This is a genomic window from Pseudomonas sp. NFACC14, from assembly GCF_900106885.1.
GTDB classification, from domain to species: Bacteria; Pseudomonadota; Gammaproteobacteria; order Pseudomonadales; family Pseudomonadaceae; genus Aquipseudomonas; species Aquipseudomonas fluorescens_AA.
Genome location: NZ_FNOA01000005.1, coordinates 159,945 through 178,969, shown reverse-complemented (window position 1 = coordinate 178,969; position 19,025 = coordinate 159,945). Strand labels below are relative to the sequence as shown.

Here is a 19,025-nt window from a genome sequence, read left to right as displayed (position 1 = left end):
CGCATTCCGTTGGCTAGCATCCCCGGCTTTTATGACAGGAACGTTTATTTATATATTAGCGGAAGCAATTTATTTTTTAAATGGCCTGTAGGAAATTTCCCCAATATGCTCGCCTCGCTTTTTGTAGAAATCCTGTACATGGACGGAGGAGGACGATATGCAAATACGTGTCGCAGAAACTAAGACGCCTTTATGGGTGCAAGCCACAGAAGTTGTAAGGGATAAATTTCGCAGTTCTTATTCGGCCTCGGTTGAACCGAATCCGCAGTACTTTGCGGTTACTCAGGATCCGGCGGATCGTATTCTTGCCTGCGCCGGTATTACTTTTGCCGATCACCGGATACTGTTTTCCGAGCAATACCTGACGCAACCCATCGACGAGATTTTGTCTCAGCGTTTCGAGAAAACCATCGAGCGCTCGAACATTGTCGAAATCGGCAACCTGGTCTCCCATCACCTGACGGCCGGAATGATTCTGGTCAATATGATTCCGTTGTTGGCCTGGTGCATGGGCGGGCATTACCTGTTGTGCACCGTGACACCTCGCGTACGGCAAATGATGGAAAGTTGCCAGATCGATTTCGAGCCCCTGCTGACCGCAGACCCAACGCGCCTGGCCGACGACGGCGGCAAGAATTGGGGAAGCTATTACGCCAAGTTGCCCGTCACCGGTTTCATCCGGGTCGACCCGCAACGTTCACGTTTCGCCGCCATGACGCTCAATACTTCATTCACTCAACTGCCCGGCGATGTCATGGCGAGGGCGCAGCCATGAGCGGCGGGTTTATCACTCAGCTACAACAGGCGTTGCAAGACAATCGCCAGGCCATCTGTGCGGTGGACTGGTTGGAATCAGGCAAGGAATCGGTGACGCTGACCTACGGCGAGCTGGAGCACCGGGCCCTGAACCTGGCAGCCGAACTGCAGCGACGCTTCCCTGAGCCGGCCTATGGCGATCGCGTGGTGTTAGGGATCGCGACGCGCAACAGCAGCGATTGGCTGGTCGCCGACCTGGCCTGTCTGTTCGCCGGGATCACCGCGCTGCCGCTGCCGCTGGCGTTCAGCCAATCCCAGGCCGAACACCTGGCATCACGTTGCGATGGATTTCTGGTGGATGCGGCAGGGCAGCGAACGCTGGCGCAGCGCTGGAAGCTGAATTTTGCCGACAGTCGCCTGCGCCGCCTCAACGAGCCGGTGATCGAACAGCCTTTGCTGCGGATGCCGGACGGCGAGGGTGACTGGATCTGCAAGATCATTCACACCTCGGGCACCACCAGTCGGCCAAAGGGTGTGCGCCTGAGCAGCCAGGCGGTTGGCACGGTGCTCGCCTCGCTGCGCCAGAGCATGCCGGTCGGTGCTCATCGCCGTTACCTGTCGCTGGTGCCCCTGAGTCTGTTGCTTGAGCAAGTCACCGCCGCATACCTGCCACTGCTGGCGGGCGGTACCGTGCATTTCCTGCCGCCGGACGAACCGTTGCTCGGCGAGCCAGGGGCGTCGGCACAGCGGCTGGTCGACTGGATCCTGCGAGTCCAGCCAACGGCCCTGACGGTGCCGCCGGTCATGATCAACCGTTTCCTGGAGCAATTGAACGAAGGGGGCGAGCAGGGCGAGCGGTTGGCGCGTTACCTGCAATCGGGCGCGCATATCACCTGCGGCGGCGCGGCGGTGAGTATCGATGCCCTGCGCGGCCTGGCTGAGCAAGGCATCGAGGTGTATCAGGGCTACGGGCTTTCGGAGAACGCGTCGGTGGTCAGTGTGAACACCTTCGAACAGCAGCGTCTCGGCAGCGTTGGCAAGCCGTTGCCCCATGTCCAGGTGCGCATCGGCGCCGACCAGACCATCGAGGTCAAGAGCAGCTCGCTGTTCAGCGGTTACTCAGGCACGGACCCGAGTGCCTGCTCCATGTCGGACGACGGCTGGATGGACACCGGTGACCTGGGCGCGCTGGATGCCGATGGCTACCTCTATGTGCACGGGCGCAAGAAGAATGTGATCTGCCTGCCCAATGGCCGCAACGTCAGCCCCGAGCAGGTTGAACTGGAGTATCGCAAATACCCCGGCGTGAGCGACGCAGCGGTGTTCTTCGATGAGCAGCACGGTCTGGTGGCGTTGCTGTGCGTCGAGTCGACACCGGCGCGCGATGAACTGCTCGCCTGGTCGGCGGGGCGCTTTTCCGACATCGAGCGCCCGAACCGGCTCTGGTTGTTGACCCAGGACGATCCGTTGCTCGAGCAACTCTACACCGTTACGGGACGGCCGAAACGCGCCGATATCGCTACGACTTTTTCCACGCTGCAAAGGAATGCATCCAATGAGCACACCTGCCTTTCACTTTGAGAACCCGGACGTCTCCATCGTTGAGTCGCGCCACTTCGCCAGCCTGGGCAAGGCTGAGTTGTATGAGCTGCTGGGGCATTACGGTGTCGTACTGTTTCGCAACTGTATTCACAACGCCGAGGATTTCAGTGCCTACGTGAAGCAAAACAGTTCGCGGTTGAGCCTGGACCCAGCCCGGGTCATGGTCGGTGGCGCGGCGCAATTGGTGGACGCCGGGCGCCAGGCGGTTGGCCTGCACTGCGAAAATGGCAACTCGCCGTTCTGGCCGGACATGACCTGGTTCTATTGCCAGGAAGCGCCGCGCAAGGGCTCGCAAACCACCCTGTGTGACGGCGAACGGGTGCTGGAGAAACTGTCACCGGGCTGCCGCACGTTCTTTGAAGAAAACCCGATTCGCTACAGCCGCACCGTGGCGGGGGAGAAATGGCGCCGGCTGGTCTGTCATTACTCGCCGACGTTGTCGGATCCGGCGGCCGTCGCGATCGAGGATCTGTTGCAGATCATCGGTGACGACCCGCAAACCCTGATTTCCTTCAACCCGGCCGATGACTCGATCCATTACGCCTTCAGCACGTCGGCGATCCTGACGTCCCCCTTCAGCCGGCGTCCGGCCTTTGCCAACAGCATTCTGGGGCCTTCCTTCAATTACGAGGCGCCGGTCATCGACACGGTGGCCGGGCAGCCGATCCCTGCCGGGTTCCTGGCTGAAATCGCTGAGGTTTCCGCCCAATACACCTACCCGGTTGGCTGGCGTGACCACGACATGGTGATGATCGATAACCGTCGGGTCATGCACGGTCGGGAAACCATCGTCGACGAGCGTCGGCGCATTTTCAACGCCTTGAGCTATCGCTGAGAGCATTCATGAAAAACAACAAACAGATTATCGGCGGGCAGTACGAGACCTACCTCGACGGCGAGGGGCGGCAGATCATTGACCTGACCGGCGGGTTTGGCTTCCAGGTGCCGCCCGTGATCGAGGCGGTCACCCGCCAGGCAGAGATCATGGGCCTGTCCAATCGGGTGCTGATGTCCGAACCGCTGATTGCCTTGTGCCGACGCCTGGCCGAGCTGCTGCCCGCCCCGCTGGCCAGCTCCTATGTGTGCAGCTCCGGCGACGAAGCGTTCGAGGGCGCCCTGAAGTTGTGCAAAGGGCTCAAGCCCAAGGGCAACACCATCGTGTTCATCCAGGGCGGCGACTACGGCTCGCTGACGTACGGGCGCTGCCTCAATGCCGCGCAAGGTGACCTGGGTGTCCAGGCGTTCCTGGGGTTCAAGCGAGTGGCGATCCGTCACCTGGCTGACCTGGACACGGTGGACTGGAATGATTGTTTCGCGGTGTGCCACAGCAATACCCGCACGGATGCAAACGGCCGGTTGCAGTTGATCGATGCCGATTTGATCGAGCAATTGCATGCTCGCGCGGCAAAGGCGTCGGCCCCGGTCATCGCGGTCGATACCCACAGTTGCCTTGGCAGCCTGGGTTCGCTGTTCGGCTTCCAGCGTTATCGTCCGATTCCGGACATCGTTGTACTCGGCGGGCCCCTGGGCGGCAGTGCGATTCCCATCGGCACCTACACCTGCAGCGAACAGATGGCCTGGCAGGTCTATGGGCGCAGCAGCCCGGCCAAACACGGCAGCACCACTGCCGGTAATCCCATGGCCTGCGTGGCAGCCCTGGCCGCGCTGGATTACGTGCAGGCCCACGACTCGCCCCGGCATTGCCAGGAAAACGGCCAGTACCTGGCACAAGCCCTGGCGTCACTGGGGGCTGTGGCCGTCGGCGCCTGGGTCAGCTTGCCGCTGGCCGACGACCTGCAACCGGCCGTGCTGTGCGAGGCGCTTTATCAGCGGGGGGTCTATGTCAGTACGCCCCGTGGCCGCGAAGTGATTTTGCGCAGCCCGATCACTGCACGCCCCGAACAGATTCAACGTGCCGCACTCATCATCAAGGAGACGTTAAGCCATGTCCTTACTCAGGCCGCATGAACAATTGCTGGACGATTGCCAGCGCCACTGGAGTGCGTCGGCGGCCAAGCTGTATCGCCTTGGCAAGACCACTGTCGAACAGCGGACCGATGGCATCCACGTCACCGACCACACCGGCAAGCGCTTCATCGACTGCGCGTGCAGCTACGGGGTGTTTATCGTCGGGCATCGCAACCCGATGGTGCGTGAGCGGGTGCAGGCGCAACTGAATCAACTGGCCTGGGTGCCGGAAGGCCGGCGCCATCCGCTGCAGGACACCTTGTCCGAGCGACTGTGCCAGTTGGTGCCGGGGGAGTGGGGCGACGTGCAATTCATGGTCTCGGGCGCCGAGGCCGTCGAGCAGAGCCTGCGCTATGTGCTGCGGATCCAGCCTAAACGGCGTGGCATCGTGGTGATGAGCGGCTCCTACCATGGCAAGACCCTGGCGGCGATGAGCATCCTGGGCCAGCAGCAGAACCATGGCAGCTATGGTATCGATCCTCCCGAAGTGACCTGCGTGCCCTACGGTGATTTCGCCGCGTTGCAGAAGGCCGTGGGCGAAGGCGTGTGTGCGGTGTACGTCGAGCCGATTCTGGGCGGGGCTCATTTGCAGGTGCCGCCGGTGGGTTACATGGCCAACATCCGGGCCCTGTGCGACGCCACCGGCACCCTGTTGGTGGCCGACGAAATCCAGACCGGTTTCGGTCGCTGCGGCAAATGGTTCGCCGTGCAATACGATGACGTGGTACCCGACATCATGATCCTCTCCAAGGGCTTGACCGGCGGCTACACCTCGTTTGCCTGTGCCATGTACAGCCAGCGCCTGGCCACCCAGTACCCGCTCAGTGATATCGAGCCGGACACGCGCACCAACGGCGGACATCCGGTCGCATGCGCGTCGGCGCTCGCAGCCATCGATTACATCGAGCAAAACAACCTGGTGGAGCTGTCCCGGATCAACGGCGGCGTGTTGCGCCACGGCCTGCAACGGTTGGCCCTGCGCTATCCGCACATTGTCGAAGACGTGCCGGGCGTCGGCTTGATGACAGGCCTGCGCCTGCGTGGCTCGGTCTATGAAGCCTTGATGAGCATGGAGTTGGGCAAGCGTGGCGTGCATGCCGGGCATTCGATGAACGAGAAGGCCGAACGCCCGGTGCTGCGCTTCTATCCGCCGTTGAATATCGAACCCGAAGCGTTGCGGCATGTGCTGGCGATGATCGAAGAGGCCCTGGAGGCCATCGACCAACGTCCGGCCCTGGCGGTGAAAGCGTTTTCCCTGGTGGTGCGCAATATGTATCAGTTGCCCAACAAGTGGTTGCGCAGCAAGGAGGCGTCGTGAGTATGTTCAACCCCGACACGCTGACGTTGCGGGAAATGGCCGGCCTGCTGCGCCGTGGCGTGCTGACCAGCGTGACGTTGCTGGAGTTCTACTTGCAGCGCATCGCTGAGCGTAACCGGCAGATCAATGCATTGATCCAACTGGCGCCGGTCGAGGACCTGCGGCGCCAGGCCCGTGAGGCGGACGAGATGGCGCGCATCGGCCAGATCAGCGGTCCGCTGCATGGCATTCCCATCACTGTCAAAGACGTCCTCCATGTTCGCGGATTCAAGATGTCCCGCGGCGTGGGGGAGCTGATGGGGGATCTCAGCCAGGAGGACGCGACGGCTGTCGCCCGACTTCGGCAGGCCGGCGCGATCATTCTGGGCATCAGCAATGTGCCGGAACTGTGCATGGCCTTCGAGACCGAGAACCTGATCTACGGGCGCACCCTCAACCCCCACGATCTGCTCCGCTCGGCGGGCGGCAGCAGTGGCGGTGAAGCGGCCGCCATCGCCGCCGGGTGTTCACCCGCGGGGCTGGCGTCCGATGCCTGCGGCAGTGTGCGGATCCCGGCGCACTTCAATGGCATCTGCGGCCTGAAACTGACCCAGGGACGGGTGCCGTTGACCGGCCAGTTTCCCAATGACCGTTCCGGGCTGTTTCACCTGACCTCGGCCTTTGGCGTGATGGGGCGCTATGTCGATGACCTGGCGCTGCTCGGTCCGCTGATCAGCGGTGCCGACGGCCATGATCCAGACACCGTCGATGTGCCGTTCGCCGCCAGCGAGCCCCTGGCCGACCTGCGTATCGCGCTGTTCTCGGCGTCGAGCCGAACCCCCGTCAGCGCGGCGGTGAGCCAGGTGTTGCAGCAGGTCGAGCAGTGCTTGAGCCCCGTGGTGACGCAGGTCAGCGAGGTCGCGCCGCCGATGCTCGACGAAGCCTGCGATGTCCTGTGGCGGGTGTTCATCACGGGCGCCGATGCCGGACGCGGCTGGCGGCGTTTGTTCGAGTCCATGAACAAGCGCAGCTTTACCCCGGCGATCGCTCAGTTGCTGGACATGAGCGAGGCCGTGGAATTGAGCGTGGATGAAGTCAAGCGCGACTGGATCATGATCGATACCTTCCGCTATCAGTTGGCGAAGTTCTTCAAGCAGCATGATCTGTTCATCTGTCCGGTCTTCCCGGATGTCGCGTTCCGCCATGGTGCGTCCCTGGAGGACCGCGATCAGTATGCCTTCGTGTTCCCGTTCAGTCTCAGCGGCTCACCCGCGGTGGTGATCCGCGCCGGCGTCGACCCGTCCACCGGGATGCCCATCGGCATTCAGATTGTCGGGCCTCACTGGCAAGAGGAACGGTTGTTGGCGGTGGCTGCTTTCCTTGAGCGGGAACTGGAGCGCTGGAGCCCGGTTTCGCCTCGCCCGGTATCGACGTACTGAGGGGGCTCAAGCCGTAACGGTTCTGGCGTTACGGCTGCTGACCACCAGTGCCAGCATGCCGCCTCCCACCAGCGCGGCGCCGATGATCTCGATCATCATCGGTTGCTGCCTGAGCCAGAACCAATTCAGCAGGGTGACGAACAGGGTGTTGAGGTAAACGTAGGAAATCACCGTGGAGGGTGAGATCACCCCGATTGCCCGGTGCAGCAGCCAGAACGTGGCGAGGGTGCCGAACAAGGCCAGGTACACCAGCCAGCCGATGTCCAGCGTCGACAACTGCAGGCCGCTGCGCCACCCGCCGCTGGCCAGGCAGAACACCAGCAGGAACAGCGAACCGAACAGCATGTTCCAGAACGTCATCGCCACCGGATCGCGGCCCTGCAACGCTGTTGCCTTGAAGCGTTGGCTCAGCGGCGAATACAACGCCATCGCCAGGCAACCGGCACCGAACACCAGCACCGGATAGAGCGCCGGCATTTGCCCCGGGGCCGAGCCCTTGAGCGTCAGCAACACGGCGCCGACTGCCGCCACCAACATGGGCAGCAGACGGGTCTTGAGGCTGGGACTGGGCAGCAGGAATACCTCGAAAAACAAGGTCATCAAGGGTACCAGCGTGTACAGCGTCGCGGTGTTGACCGCCGAGGTGTAGCGCAGCGCTTCGAACAACGAACCAAAATAAGTCGCCAACAGCAGGCCGAGCACAGCGTGGGCCAGCAGGCCCCTGATGGAAATGGGCGAGGTGTTTTTCAGGAGCAGCGGCGGCAGGAACATCAGCGCGGAAAACAGCAGGCGCAGGCCCGTGAGCAGGATCGGGTCGATCGTCTGGCTGACCTGGGCCGCGGCAAAGAACGACGAGGCGATCAGCATTGCCCAAATGAGCATGCCCCAGTGAGCGGCGGCAAAACCGACGTTTTTCATCAAGGTCTTATTCCTGTGTTGCGGATCGGAACGTCATGATGGACAAAACGGTCTGCCGTCATGGGTGAACTGTCAAAACCGGGGCTGCATCGAATGCAGCCCCGGGCGCGAGCGGCCTGTCTTCGTTGACTAGCTGATATGCCGCGCGTACTGCTTGGGATTGAAGCGCAGCACCATCAGGAGCATCAACGCCATGACGGCGGTGAGCGACCACCAGGCCCATTCGAAGCTGCCCAACTGATCGCGGATCATCCCGGCAATCAATGGCGAGAGCCCCGCGATCAGGTAGCCGATGCCTTGCACGAACGCGGTCAGGCCGCCGGCCCGTCGCGGGTTGTCCAAGTGGTCTAGGGACACGATCAGGCTCATCGGGAACAGGCCGCCGATGCCCAGGCCCAGCAGGCAAGGCCACAACAGGCTGAAGCGTTCCGGGCTGAGGATCAGGCCGCAGAAGCCGCCCATGATCAGCACCAGTAACACGGCGAGGACCACGCGCTTGTCCTGGCTGCGGTTGGCGATCGCCGGAGTGACGAGGCCGGACAGCACTTCCATGGCCGTGAGGAACCCCAGCAGCAGGCCTGCGTGTTGTTCACTCCAGCCCTTTTCCACGTAGTACGGGGCCAGCCAGGCCAGTACACAGGTGTAGGAGGCGGTGCCCAGGCCGAAGAAAATCGCCAGCAGCCAAGCCCGGGAATTGCTGAAGAATGATTCTCGCTGCCGGACGGGGGCTTCGGGTAACGGGGTCACGGCTGAACGCTGGGCGTACCAGCAACCCAGGGCGACCAACGCCAACAGCGCCCAGATCGCCAGGCCGATGCGCCAGCTGCCGGTTTGCGCCAGGACAAACGGCGAAAACGACGCGGCAAGCGCCGCGCCGCCCATGATCGACGTGACATAAAGGCCCATGAACAGCGAGACGTTGTCGGCGTAGCGCGACTTGATCAGCGCTGGCATCACCGCCTGGATCAGCGCGATGCCGAGTCCGGCCAGCACCGCGCTGACGATCAGCTCGGCGGCGCTGTCCAGGTACAAACGCGATGCGGTGGCGATACCGATGATCAACAGCGACAGGACAATGGTGCGGTGCTCACCGATGCGCAGGGCGATGCGCATGCCCAGGAACATCGCCAGGCCCATGGCCATGACCGGCAACATGGTCAGCAGCGAGGCCGTGCTGAAGCTCAGGGGGACCTCGCCGCGAATGGCTGACAGCAACGGCCCGACCGCGGCCATCGAGGGCCGCAGGTTCAGCGCCACCAACACGATGCTGACCATCAGCCAGACGGCGTGGGTGCTTGAGGTTCGAACGTTTTCCATAACAGAGCCTTGGTTAAAACAAAGCATCATTTATGCGGCGGTACAGTGCTTTGGGCAAACTGAAAACTGGCGGGGCTTATTGAATAATTAAATGCCGAGCCCGGTGACCTTGTGGCGCGGAAGATACCGTTGGGCTGCGTGTAGGAGCTGTGTAGGAGCTGTCGAGTGCAACGAGGCTGCGATCTTTCCCCAGGCACTTGAGTCCCAAGCGAAAGGCAAAAGATCGCAGCCTTCGGCAGCTCCTACATGCTCCCTCGCCACGGATGAGTGAGGCGCTAGCCGATTATTCCATCGCCGGGCTCAGCGTGCCCAACCAGGCCACCAACCCCAGGATGACCACCGCCACGGCGAACTCCAGCACCATGCTGCGCCGCAGGGCCTTCACCGCAACTCCGTGCTCGCCGCTCTGTCGGGCTTGTTCCAGCAGCGGGCTCAGGTGAAAACGGTTCAATGCGGCGAACACCAGCATGGCCGCGAACAAGATGAGTTTGAGCGTCAGCAACTGACCATAGGTGCTGTCCAGCAGCCCTTCGACACTCGGGCCGACGATAAACAGATAGTTCACCACCCCCGTCACGCCGATGACCAGCACGATCACCGCACCGACGGTTTCGAACCCGGTCAATGTCCGGGCCAGTACCGCCAACGCAGGTTCGGCCTGGCGAAGCAGCAGGGCAAACGCGGCCAAGGCACCGACCCAGCCACCCGCCGCCCACAGGTGCAGGAAGTCGGTGATGAAGTGCCAGTTGCGACGGCTGCCTTCGTCCATGGCGCCGTGACCTGCCCAAGCCAGTGTCGCCAGCGCTACGGCCCCGGCCAGTGTGACCAGGCCGAGGCTGGCGCTCGGCCAACGGTGATTGAGCGGCACGGCGAAACCGGCCAGCAGCAGCGCCGCCATGCGCAGCGTCCAACTCAAGCCGACATCGGTTTGCACGACCATCATTTCAATGTGCGGCCACAGTTCGGCCCACGCCGAAACACCGCTCATGGCCCAGGCCATGCACGCCATGGCCGCCAGGGAAAGCAAGCCTCCCAGCACCGCCGTGATCAACAGCAGCGGCGCGAAAGGCAACTGCACCCCCGAGACCCGCTCTTGGCCTCGCAGGCTATAGAGGCCAAACGCGGCCAGGCCGAACAGCAACATCAAATCCAGGTACAAGGCAAAGCGCAGCGCGATGTTGATCGAGTCGCTCATCAACTCACTTCACCTTGAATGTGACGTTGCCGGTGATCGGGTGAGTGTCGGACGACACCGCGCGCCACTGGACTTGGTAAGTGCCGGTGGTAAGCGGGGCATTCGGGGTGATGACCATGGTTTTGGGATCATCGCTGCCGGACACCTTGGCCGGCATGGGCATCGGCGAATGCGCCGCCATGCCCGGCATCGCAGTCATCATCAGCTTGGCGCCGGAAAACTGGGTCATCAGGTTTTCGGAAAAGTGCAGCTCGATCTTCGCCGGCGCCGCTCCTTCGGCGCCTTCAGCCGGGGAGGAGGACAGCAGTTTCGGGTGGGCCTGGGCCAGGCCACTGAGCAACAGGCCGGCGGACAAGGCGACGGCGGTTTTGATGAATGACATGCAAGGACTCCTACAGCTCGGTTTTTAGTTTTAGTGAAACAGGTCAGAACCACAGGCGCAGGCCGAGCACCAGGCGCGCTTCGCTGCGGTCTTCGTCATCTTCCCGGGCGTAGTCGGCGGTGTTGCCGTAGACCCGATTCCAGGTGACGCCAATGTAGGGCGCGAATTCGCGGCGTATTTCGTAGCGCAGCCGCAGGCCGAGCTCGGTGTCCGACAGCCCCGAGCCGACGCCACGGGCGGGATCGTTCTTGCCATAGAAGTTGGCTTCGGCGGTGGGCTGCAGGATCAGGCGGTTGGTCAGCAAGATGTCATAGTCGCCCTCCAGGCGCGCCGCGCTCTGGCCACCTTCGCCGATGAACGCGGTGGCCTCGGCTTCGAAGTTGTAGAGCGCCATGCCTTGCACACCGAAGGCGGCCCAGGTTTGCGGATCGCCTGGCTTGAAGTCCTGGCGCACGCCGGCCACCAGGTCCCACCAGGGGCTGACGGCGTGACCCCATAGGGCCTGCAATTCGGCTTCTTCGGTCTTGCCGTTGAGGCGTTCACCTTCGGAGCGCAGCCACAAGCGGTCGATGTCGCCGCCGATCCAGCCCGATGCATCCCAGCTCAGGGCGCTGCCGTCATCGGCGTCCTGCCATTCCAGTTGGTCGATGAGGAAAAACGAATGGATGGCGCTGTCATGCACCGCGTGCCCGCCATGATCCTCGTAGACGGCGGCGCGGTCGGCGGCGGTCAGCGCCGGGATCGGCGTGCGGCTGCTGGTCGGCGCCGATTGCATGGGTTCCATGCCCTGCATTGAATCCATACCTTGCATCTGGCTGTGGTCCATTCCCGGCATCTGGCTGTGATCCATGCCGGGCATGTCGTTGCTGGCCGCCCAGGTCGGGGTGATGGTGCCGAGGGCCAGGCTGGCAATGAGTGCCGTGGAGTAGTGAAAAACAGTGGTCATGGTCGGCTCCTCATTCCTGCACCCGAACTTCACGGAACATGCCCATCTCCATGTGAAACAGCAGATGGCAGTGATACGCCCAGCGCCCGAGGGCATCGGCGGTGACCCGGTAGCTGCGCCTGGCACCCGGTGGCATGTCGATGGTGTGCTTGCGGACCATGAACTGGCCGTTCTCATCCTCCAGGTCGCTCCACATGCCGTGCAGGTGGATGGGGTGGGTCATCATGGTGTCGTTGATCAGCACGATGCGCAGTCGCTCGCCGTACTTGAGCAGCAGCGGCGCGGCGTCGGCGAACTTCACGCCGTTGAACGACCAGACGAATTTCTCCATGTGCCCGGTCAGGTGCAGCTCGATCGTGCGGCCCGGTTCGCGGCCGTCGGGGTCGGGAAAGGTGCTGCGCAGGTCGGAGTAGGTAAGCACTTTGCGGCCGTTGTCCCGCAGCCCCATGCCCGGGTCATCGAGCTTGGGCTTGACGCTCATGGCCTGCATGTCCACCAGGGGATTGTCTTTCTCGGTGTCGGGGTGCGCGAGCATGCTGTCCATGCCCTGCATGGCACCGTGATCCATACCGGCCATGTCGCCCATGCCCTGCATCTGGCTGTGATCCATGCCTTGCATCGAGCTGTCGTCCATTCCCGCCATGCCCTGCATCGAGCCGTGGTCCATGCCGTTCATTTGCCCCATGTCGCCGTGGTCCATGCCACCCATGCCCATGTCGTCCATGGTCACCAGGGGCCGAGGGTCCAGGGGCGGCACCGGTGCCGACAATCCGGCCCTGGTCGCGAGGGTGCCGCGGGCATAGCCGGTGCGGTCCATGGACTGGGCGAACAGGGTGTAGGCCTCTTGGGTGGGTTCGACGATGACGTCATAGGTTTCGGCCACGGCGATCCGGAACTCATCGACGCTCACCGGTTTGACGTATTGGCCGTCGGACGCCACCACTGTCATCTTCAAGCCGGGAATTCGCACGTCGAAATAGCTCATGGACGAGCCGTTGATAAAGCGCAGGCGAAGGCGCTCGCCGGGCTTGAACAGGCCGGTCCAGTTCATGTCCGGCGCCTGGCCGTTCATGAGGTAGGTGTAGGTGGCACCACTGACGTCGGCCAGGTCAGTGGGGTTCATCTTCATCTCGGCCCACATCTTGCGGTCGGCCACGGTATTGGCCCAGCCGTTCTTGCCCACGTCGTCGATGAAGTCGCCGACGGTGCGTTTGTTGTAGTTGTAGTAGTCCGATTGCTTCTTGAGCTTGCGCAGGACGTCGCCGGGATCCTCATCGGTCCAGTCGGTGAGCATCACCACATAGTCCCGTTCGTACTGGAAGGGCTCGGGCTCCCTGGCGTCAATCACCAGCGGACCATAGACCCCGGACTGTTCCTGGAAACCGGAGTGGCTGTGGTACCAGTAGGTGCCGTTCTGCCGGACCTTGAATTGATAAACGTACAGACCGCCAGGCTCGATGCCTTTGAAACTCAATCCCGGAACGCCGTCCATGTTGGCCGGCAGCAGGATCCCGTGCCAGTGGATGGAGGTGGTGTCCTGCAAGCGATTGCGCACCCGCAGGGTCACGGTGTCGCCTTCACGCCAGCGCAGCAGCGGGCCGGGGATGCCGCCATTGATGGTCTGGGCGGTGCGGGGGTTGCCGGTGAAATTGACCGGGCTTTCGCCGATGAACAGGTCGAACTCGGTGCCGCTCAGTACGTTGGGCTGGCCCGGGCCGGTGACTGCCCAGACGGGCGCGCGCCACAGACCCAGGCCGCCGAGGATGCCGCCGGCAGTCAGGCCCTTTACGAAGGTTCGCCGGGAAGTTTTTGTTTGCATGCGATGAGAGTCCGTCAGTCGATTCGCTGCGTGCATGGGAGGTGGTCTCCCTGTGCAGATTTGAGCGAAAGATGACACAGGCGGATCAGGCGAGTGATTACATTTCAGTCAGCTTGGCCGGGCGCGATGTCGCCTGGCGGGGCACAGGTCAGAATGATCTTTTGCATCGGCGGGATATTCTGTAGCCTTGCCGGCTTCACGCTGTCCCGTGCCTGATTGATACCCACTTTCCCGGCGGTACCCGAGTGGTCCGGAGCCGGGTGTATACTCGACTTTCGCGCTAAACGCGCTTGCAGGTCTTGCGAACATGACGCAAATTTCCGAACGCCTTCTGGTCCAGGCCCACCTCGACGCCAAGCAGCCCAAGCCGCTGACCGCCGAGCAAGAAGCCTGGTACCGCGCCGCCATCGCCGCCGAGCTCAAGGCTCAGGACGCGGTGCTGGTCGCGCATTTCTACTGCGACCCGATCATCCAGGCCCTGGCCGAAGAGACCGGTGGTTGCGTGTCCGATTCCTTGGAAATGGCCCGCTTCGGCAATGCCCACCCGGCCAAGACCGTGGTGGTGGCCGGGGTCAAGTTCATGGGCGAGACGGCCAAGATTCTCAACCCCGAAAAACGCGTGTTGATGCCCACCCTGGAAGCCACCTGCTCCCTGGACCTGGGTTGCCCGGTGGATGAGTTCTCGGCGTTCTGCGACCAGCATCCGGAGCGCACCGTGGTGGTTTATGCCAACACCTCGGCGGCGGTCAAGGCCCGGGCCGACTGGGTGGTGACATCCAGTTGCGCACTGGAAATCGTCGAGAGCCTGATGGACAACGGCGAGACGATCATCTGGGGGCCGGACAAGCACCTGGGCACTTACATCCAGCGCAAGACCGGCGCCGACATGTTGCTCTGGGACGGTGCCTGCATCGTCCACGAAGAGTTCAAGTCCAAGCAATTGGAGGACATGAAGGCGCTGTACCCGGACGCCGCGATCCTGGTGCACCCGGAGTCGCCGACATCGGTGATCGAGCTGGCGGACGCCGTGGGCTCCACCAGCCAGTTGATCGCCGCGGCCCAGACCCTGCCGAACAAGACGCTGATCGTCGCCACCGACCGGGGCATTTTCTACAAGATGCAGCAGCTGTGCCCGGACAAGGTCTTCATCGAGGCCCCTACCGCCGGTAACGGCGCGGCGTGCCGCAGTTGCGCACATTGCCCATGGATGGCCATGAACACCCTGGAGCGCACGCTCAAGAGCTTGCAGGAAGGTGCCAACGAGATCTTCGTCGACCCGGCGCTGATCCCCCAGGCGATTCGCCCGCTCAAGCGCATGCTGGACTTCACCCAGGCGGCGCGGATGAAGCTGGCGGGCAATGCCTGATCGTTGGGAGGCTGATGGTCTTTGAGCGTTAGGGGCTTGAGGCCTTAAAGCTTTTTGTGGCGAGGGAGCTTGCTTCCGCGGGACTGCGGTGTAGGAGCTGTCGAGTGCAACGAGGCTGCGATCTTGTCCCAGACACTTGAGTCTCAAGCGAAAGATCAAAAGATCGCAGCCTTCGACAGCTCCTACACCAGCCGAGCGGGAGCAAGCTCCCTCGCCACAAGGCTGTCTTGCAGTCGGGAATTACTTGCTCTTCTTGGGAATCCGCACCAGCTGCGTTTCCGAGTAGATGTCATGCCAGCTGCGCTGGCGCTTGTCGAACAGCGCCCAGATGAAACCCAACCCCACCAGCAGCAGTGACGCGATCGACACCACGAACCGCAGCAGCGCCTGCCACAGGCTGATGGCCGTGCCATCGGCGTTCTGTACGCGGATGCACCACACCTGCATGCCCAGGGTCTGGCCGTTGTGGGTCCAGAACTTGGCGAAGAAGCCGAACAGCGCGAACAGCAGCACGGTGGACAGCAATGGGTCGCCGTCCAGCGCACCGGCTTCGGTCAGGGCGCGCATCTTTTCTTCGCCGATGATCGCCATCTGGATCATCTTGTAGGCACCGCTGGTGACGATCAGCAGCGCGGTGCACAGCAAAAAGTCATAAAACATCGCCGCCAGGCGACGGCCCAGGCCGGCGGGGGGGAAGTCGCCCTGGGGCGTGAGCAGGTGTTTCGGCATGACGGCCTCGGCTGAAAAAAGAAGCCATTTTACGGATTTACGCCCATAAAAAAGCCCCTGATATCAATCAGGGGCTTTTTAGTGTGCGAAAGCCTCAGGCTTCGGCTTGAACCTCGTCAGCCTGCATGCCTTTCTGGCCTTGCACGGCAACGAAAGTGACTTTCTGGCCTTCTTTCAGGCTCTTGAAGCCGTTGCCCTGGATGGCGCGGAAATGCACGAACAGGTCCGGACCGCTTTCAGGCGTGATAAAACCAAAACCCTTTTCGTCGTTGAACCACTTGACGGTACCGCTCTGACGTTGAGACATTTTCTTATTTCCTTTGACGCTAAAATTGATGACAGCCTCTTTCGCATGAAAGAGTACTGGGCTGGGTTGCAGGAAAGTAAGAGACGTCGAACGGGATGTAGCGAACTTCATAAGCTACTGCCCAGGTCACGATTCCAAGCGACCCATGCAAACACAGTGACCAAACTCTACGCCAACTTCGAATAAAAAAACAACCCCCTCGGAAGGCCCCGTATTTGCTCAGCTTGCCCGCATTTACGCCGCTTGCGGAGCAGGGCTTATTCGATAGGCTAGTTCAATTGTTTACGATCGTTATAAGGTCGGTTGAATGTCTAAGATATGCACCTTTTTATGGCGGTTGCGTGACACATTAGTGCACGTATAACGCAACCGCGTTACTTATAGAAACAACCAATCAGCCGCGGTAGTAGCGCTGTGGAACGAATGGCATTTTGCTTACAAGCAAAGGCACCTTTTTCCCACGCACGATGGCCCAGACCGGCGTATCCAGCGCTACATAGGCGCTGTCCAGGTAACCCATCGCCAACGGCGCGCCCAAGGTCGGGCCGAAACCGCCGCTGCACACAGAGCCGATGGTCTCGCCGGCTTCGTTGACGATCTCCGCGCCTTCACGCACGGGTGTGCGTTCCTGGGGCAGCAGGCCGACGCGTTTGCGCTTCACGCCGCCCTGTTGTTGGGCGAACACGCTCTCGGCGCCGGGGAAACCACCGGCGCGGGCGCCATCGGCACGGCGCACTTTGGAAATGGCCCACAACAGGCTGGCTTCGATCGGCGTCGTCTCGGTGTTCATGTCGTGGCCATACAGGCACAGGCCGGCTTCCAGGCGCAGGGAGTCACGGGCGCCGAGGCCGATGGCCGCGACTTCCGGCTCGGCCAGCAAGGCACGGGCGAGTTTTTCCGCGTCGGCGGCGGGTACGGAGATTTCGAAACCGTCTTCACCGGTGTAGCCCGAACGGCTGACAAAGCAATCCACGCCCAGCAGCGTGACGCGCTGGAACTGCATGAAGGTCATCTTCGCCACGTCCGGCGCCAGGCGGGCGAGCACGGTGACGGCGGCCGGGCCTTGCAGGGCGAGCAGGGCGCGGGCCTCGAACAGCGGCTCGATCGTGCACTGATCGCCAATGTGCGCACGCAGGTGGGCCAGGTCCTGTTCCTTGCAGGCGGCGTTGACCACCAGGAACAGTTCGTCATTGCCCAGGTTGGCGACCATCAGGTCGTCGAGGATGCCGCCGTTGTCGTTGGTGAACATGGCGTAGCGCTGCATGCCTATCGGCAGGTCGATGATGTCCACCGGCACCAGGGTTTCCAGGGCCTTGGCGGCGCCTGCGCCGCTCAGGCGGATCTGGCCCATGTGGGACACGTCGAACAGCCCGGCCTGATCGCGGGTGTGCTGGTGTTCCTTCATCACGCCCAGTGGGTACTGCACCGGCATGTCGTAGCCGGCGAACGGCACCATGCGGGCGCCGAGTTCGAGGTGCAGGGCGTGCAGCGGGGTTTTCAACAGTTGTTCGGTGGACATATCAGCTCCTGGAAAATGAGAATGGCGCGCGTCAGCATTCGATGATGTTGACCGCCAGACCGCCGCGGGCGGTCTCCTTGTATTTGCTTTTCATGTCGGCGCCGGTCTGGCGCATGGTGCGGATGACTTTGTCGAGGGAGACGAAGTGATGCCCATCGCCGCGCATGGCCATGCGCACCGCGTTGATGGCCTTCACCGAGCCCATGGCGTTGCGTTCGATGCATGGCACCTGCACCAGCCCGCCGATCGGGTCGCAGGTCAGGCCGAGGTTGTGTTCCATGCCGATCTCGGCGGCGTTTTCCACTTGCTGCACGGTGCCGCCGAGTACTTCGCACAAGGCGCCGGCGGCCATGGAACAGGCCACGCCGACTTCACCCTGGCAACCGACTTCGGCGCCGGAAATGGAGGCGTTTTCCTTGTACAGGATGCCGATGGCGGCGGCGGTCAGCAGGAATCGCACCACGCCATCCTCGTTGGCTCCGGGGATGAAGCGCATGTAGTAATGCAGCACAGCCGGGACGATGCCCGCCGCCCCGTTGGTCGGGGCGGTGACGACGCGCCCGCCGTAGGCGTTTTCTTCGTTGACGGCCAAGGCGTACAGGTTGACCCAATCCAGCACCGACAGCGGGTCGCGCAGGGCGGCTTCGGGGTTCTTGCACAACTGGCGATGCAACGCCGCGGCCCGGCGCTTGACCTTCAGCCCGCCCGGCAGAATCCCTTCGTTGCGACAGCCGGCCGCCACGCAATCCTGCATCACCTGCCAGATTTTCAGCAGGCCGGCGCGGGTCTCGGCTTCGGGGCGCCAGGCGCTTTCGTTGGTCAGCATCACCTGGCTGATAGACAGGCCATAGGTGGTGCAATGACCCAGCAGGTCCTTGGCGCTCTTGAACGGGAAGGTCAGGGGCGTGGCGTCTTCGACGATGCGGTCGGCGCCGGCGGCGTCTTCATCCACGACAAAGCCGCCACCGACCGAGTAGTACTCGCGGCTGCGCACTTGCAGCCCGGCGGCATCAAAGGCGCGGAAGATCATGCCGTTGGGGTGAAAGGCCAGCGGCTTGCGGATCATCGCCAAGTGCAGTTTTTCGTTGAATTCGATGGCATGTTCGCCGAGCAGGTTCAGGCGACCGTTGCTGCGGATCTCCTGGAGCCGGGCGCTCACCGTTTCGGTGTCCACGGTGTCGGGATGCTCGCCCTCCAGGCCCAGCAGCACGGCCTTGTCACTGCCGTGGCCCTTGCCGGTGGCACCCAGGGAGCCGTAGAGCTCGACCTTGACGCTGGTAATGCTTTCAAGCAGGTCGTCACGGCGCAGCCCCTCGGCGAAACGGGCAGCGGCACGCATCGGGCCGACGGTATGGGAACTGGAAGGACCGATACCGATCTTGAACAGGTCGAACACGCTTAACGACATGGTGTTTCTCCGGTTTCTTTTTATGGGATCGACGGTTATGAAATGGGGCACAGGCTC

At 62.4% G+C, this 19,025-nt stretch carries 17 protein-coding genes; 7 read left to right on the top strand and 10 right to left on the bottom strand.

The features are described 5' to 3' along the window. Positions 1 to 157 precede the first annotated feature (157 nt). From BLU85_RS10920 to BLU85_RS10895, 6 genes are read left to right on the top strand one after another with little or no spacing between them, the layout of a single operon-like run. On the top strand, positions 158 to 775 hold the full coding sequence (locus BLU85_RS10920) for a thermostable hemolysin (RefSeq protein ID WP_060740904.1): 618 nt from the start codon (positions 158 to 160) through the stop codon (positions 773 to 775). Then, on the top strand, positions 772 to 2,337 hold the full coding sequence (locus BLU85_RS10915) for an AMP-binding protein (protein ID WP_092201482.1): 1,566 nt from the start codon (positions 772 to 774) through the stop codon (positions 2,335 to 2,337). The genes BLU85_RS10920 and BLU85_RS10915 overlap by 4 nt, the downstream gene beginning before the upstream one ends. Next, positions 2,312 to 3,193 carry a TauD/TfdA family dioxygenase gene (locus tag BLU85_RS10910; RefSeq protein ID WP_092201484.1) on the top strand — a complete coding sequence of 294 codons (882 nt, stop codon included), beginning with the start codon at positions 2,312 to 2,314 and terminating at the stop codon, positions 3,191 to 3,193. The genes BLU85_RS10915 and BLU85_RS10910 overlap by 26 nt, the downstream gene beginning before the upstream one ends. Before the next feature lie 8 nt (positions 3,194 to 3,201). Further along, positions 3,202 to 4,326 (top strand): aminotransferase class III-fold pyridoxal phosphate-dependent enzyme, encoded by a 1,125-nt coding sequence (locus BLU85_RS10905; RefSeq protein ID WP_092201485.1) that lies wholly within the window; start codon positions 3,202 to 3,204, stop codon positions 4,324 to 4,326. Continuing rightward, complete coding sequence (locus tag BLU85_RS10900) at positions 4,304 to 5,644, top strand: aspartate aminotransferase family protein (RefSeq protein WP_092201487.1); 1,341 nt, start codon at positions 4,304 to 4,306, stop codon at positions 5,642 to 5,644. The genes BLU85_RS10905 and BLU85_RS10900 overlap by 23 nt, the downstream gene beginning before the upstream one ends. Positions 5,645 to 5,646: 2 nt before the next feature. Next, entirely contained in the window at positions 5,647 to 7,062 is a 1,416-nt protein-coding gene (locus BLU85_RS10895) for an amidase (protein ID WP_092201489.1), read from the top strand. A gap of 6 nt (positions 7,063 to 7,068) precedes the next feature. Here the strand turns inward: BLU85_RS10895 and BLU85_RS10890 are convergent, their stop codons facing one another. The 6 genes from BLU85_RS10890 to BLU85_RS10865 form a co-directional block, all read right to left on the bottom strand. After that, positions 7,069 to 7,980 carry a DMT family transporter gene (locus BLU85_RS10890; RefSeq protein WP_092201491.1) on the bottom strand — a complete coding sequence of 304 codons (912 nt, stop codon included), beginning with the start codon at positions 7,978 to 7,980 and terminating at the stop codon, positions 7,069 to 7,071. A gap of 129 nt (positions 7,981 to 8,109) precedes the next feature. Then, a complete protein-coding gene (locus BLU85_RS10885; protein ID WP_092201493.1) occupies positions 8,110 to 9,297 on the bottom strand; it encodes a cyanate transporter in 1,188 nt (395 codons plus the stop codon). Positions 9,298 to 9,580: 283 nt separating this feature from the next. After that, positions 9,581 to 10,492 (bottom strand): copper homeostasis membrane protein CopD, encoded by a 912-nt coding sequence (gene copD, locus BLU85_RS10880; RefSeq protein WP_092201495.1) that lies wholly within the window; start codon positions 10,490 to 10,492, stop codon positions 9,581 to 9,583. 4 nt (positions 10,493 to 10,496) lie between these two features. After that, positions 10,497 to 10,874, bottom strand: coding sequence for a copper homeostasis periplasmic binding protein CopC (gene copC / locus BLU85_RS10875; protein ID WP_092166436.1), 378 nt, complete (start codon positions 10,872 to 10,874; stop codon positions 10,497 to 10,499). A 43-nt stretch (positions 10,875 to 10,917) separates the two neighbouring features. Continuing rightward, on the bottom strand, positions 10,918 to 11,820 hold the full coding sequence (locus BLU85_RS10870; RefSeq protein ID WP_092201498.1) for a copper resistance protein B: 903 nt from the start codon (positions 11,818 to 11,820) through the stop codon (positions 10,918 to 10,920). Positions 11,821 to 11,830: 10 nt separating this feature from the next. Further along, complete coding sequence (locus BLU85_RS10865; RefSeq protein ID WP_092201500.1) at positions 11,831 to 13,639, bottom strand: copper resistance system multicopper oxidase; 1,809 nt, start codon at positions 13,637 to 13,639, stop codon at positions 11,831 to 11,833. 307 nt (positions 13,640 to 13,946) lie between these two features. Between BLU85_RS10865 and nadA the strand changes: the two genes are divergently transcribed. Then, positions 13,947 to 15,005, top strand: a complete 1,059-nt coding sequence (gene nadA / locus BLU85_RS10860) for a quinolinate synthase NadA (RefSeq protein ID WP_003205010.1) — start codon at positions 13,947 to 13,949, stop codon at positions 15,003 to 15,005. 240 nt (positions 15,006 to 15,245) lie between these two features. Here nadA and BLU85_RS10855 read toward each other — a convergent pair whose 3' ends face one another. From BLU85_RS10855 to BLU85_RS10840, 4 genes are all read right to left on the bottom strand, one after another. Further along, positions 15,246 to 15,734, bottom strand: a complete 489-nt coding sequence (locus BLU85_RS10855; protein ID WP_092201502.1) for an RDD family protein — start codon at positions 15,732 to 15,734, stop codon at positions 15,246 to 15,248. Positions 15,735 to 15,828: 94 nt separating this feature from the next. Continuing rightward, positions 15,829 to 16,041, bottom strand: a complete 213-nt coding sequence (locus BLU85_RS10850) for a cold-shock protein (RefSeq protein ID WP_003175786.1) — start codon at positions 16,039 to 16,041, stop codon at positions 15,829 to 15,831. A 394-nt stretch (positions 16,042 to 16,435) separates the two neighbouring features. Then, positions 16,436 to 17,560, bottom strand: a complete 1,125-nt coding sequence (gene gcvT / locus BLU85_RS10845; protein ID WP_092201504.1) for a glycine cleavage system aminomethyltransferase GcvT — start codon at positions 17,558 to 17,560, stop codon at positions 16,436 to 16,438. Positions 17,561 to 17,591: 31 nt separating this feature from the next. Further along, positions 17,592 to 18,968: an L-serine ammonia-lyase gene (locus tag BLU85_RS10840; RefSeq protein ID WP_092201506.1), complete on the bottom strand. Its 1,377-nt coding sequence runs from the start codon at positions 18,966 to 18,968 to the stop codon at positions 17,592 to 17,594. Positions 18,969 to 19,025 lie beyond the last annotated feature (57 nt).